At 29.5% G+C, this 380-nt stretch carries 1 pseudogene; it reads left to right on the plus strand.

The annotated features are described in order from the left end of the window. Positions 1 to 290, plus strand: a pseudogene (locus tag IU405_RS00805) (NADP-dependent isocitrate dehydrogenase); the annotation flags it as partial. Between the last annotated feature and the right edge of the window lie 90 nt (positions 291 to 380).

The following is a 380-nucleotide window of genomic DNA, read 5'->3' on the forward strand; positions in this document are numbered from 1 at the left end:
CATTAAAAGCAATAGATTCCTTTAAAATGAAGCTCAAGATGATTACCAATAGAGGTGTAAAAGTATATCCAGATGGAATTCCGGATACTTATTGTACAGATCATTGGAGATGTAGATTTGTTGATGCGTTTTCAATTACTGAGGGAAATATGGTATATAATCCTGTAGATTTTGAAAAAGTGATTGCTTTGATTTCCAAGCTACACAATCTTGGTTATGAGGTCATAAAAACAGAAAATTTATACGAATTTAATGGCAAAAGAGCATTTTCTTTAGGACAAGGAGAATAGCTTTTTAGTGTGTATTTTTGAATGAAATGAAGTTGATTTTTAAATCAACTTCATTTTTATATTTTTCTCGTTTTATGAATCAGCCAATAA

Origin of the sequence: Polaribacter sp. BAL334, from assembly GCF_015767435.1 — a bacterium.
Taxonomy (GTDB): domain Bacteria; phylum Bacteroidota; class Bacteroidia; order Flavobacteriales; family Flavobacteriaceae; genus Polaribacter.